This window comes from Microcystis sp. T1-4 (assembly GCF_000297435.1).
Taxonomy (GTDB): domain Bacteria; phylum Cyanobacteriota; class Cyanobacteriia; order Cyanobacteriales; family Microcystaceae; genus Microcystis.
In genome coordinates this window covers 1-816 of record NZ_CAIP01000386.1, presented here as the reverse complement: position 1 = coordinate 816, position 816 = coordinate 1, and the positions used below count along the sequence as shown (strand labels likewise).

The following is an 816-nucleotide window of genomic DNA, read 5'->3' as shown; positions in this document are numbered from 1 at the left end:
ATAATGTTAATTTTTGTTATATCCCCCTTGAAAAATTCGGGATTCTTTGCATAAAATAGTCGCAGTCATCCTTTGCGGTCAATGTCATGACTTCTATGCTGTTGCCGATTTTTCCTGCTGTTGACGATGTTTTGTTCAATTTCGCTCAATCTGATGGCTTGAGTCAAGCTAATCAGGTGAATAGTGCGAGAAATCAGCGTTTAACCGCTACCGTAGTTTTCCTCGATGCTGGTGTTACCGATTATCAAAGTCTCCAAGCTGGAGTAATTCCAGAAGTCGCCACGGTTATTCTCTCTCCCAATCAAGACGGAATCGAACAAATCTCCGCTTTTTTACAACAAAATCCCCAGATTACCACCATTCACCTCTATTATTAAATCGGTGCGTTACGCTATCGCGCTTCACAGCCTACGAGTAAGCAAACAACTCAAATGAACCCAACAACCGCCAATTATGATGAACCCTGGAAAGAAGCATTAACCGAGTATTTTGAAGCGTTTTTATACTTCTTTTTTCCTGAAGTTCACCAACTAATTGATTGGACAAAAACTCCCGAATCCCTAGAAAAAGAACTCAAACGGATTACCGCTTCAGCAAAGACAAAAAAACGTTTCGCTGACAAACTCTATTCAGTTATCAGTTACCAGTTATCAGTTATCAGTGACTAATTGGAAACAAGCAGCAATCCCTTTGCTATAATAGTGATGGCACACCTGAAAACAAAAGCGACTACTGGGAAACTGCCAGAACGGGAACAGTGGAAGTGGAAGTTAATCAGGGGATTGTATGAAAAGGAGTTCGAGAGGGAACAGATAA

General features: G+C 40.8%; 2 protein-coding genes. Both read left to right on the top strand.

Going from position 1 to position 816, the window contains the following annotated elements; all coding sequences use genetic code 11:
• Positions 1-86: 86 nt before the first annotated feature.
• Positions 87-377 (top strand): DUF4347 domain-containing protein, encoded by a 291-nt coding sequence (locus tag MICAI_RS17755; RefSeq protein WP_008205435.1) that lies wholly within the window; start codon positions 87-89, stop codon positions 375-377.
• 54 nt (positions 378-431) lie between these two features.
• A complete protein-coding gene (locus MICAI_RS27970) occupies positions 432-668 on the top strand; it encodes a hypothetical protein (RefSeq protein ID WP_008205433.1) in 237 nt (78 codons plus the stop codon).
• The last annotated feature ends 148 nt before the right edge of the window (positions 669-816 follow it).

Coding starts and splice junctions, on each gene's coding strand:
- MICAI_RS17755 (WP_008205435.1), top strand. CDS start 87: ATGACTTCTATGCTGTTGCCGATTTTTCCTGCTGTTGACGATGTTTTG.
- MICAI_RS27970 (WP_008205433.1), top strand. CDS start 432: ATGAACCCAACAACCGCCAATTATGATGAACCCTGGAAAGAAGCATTA.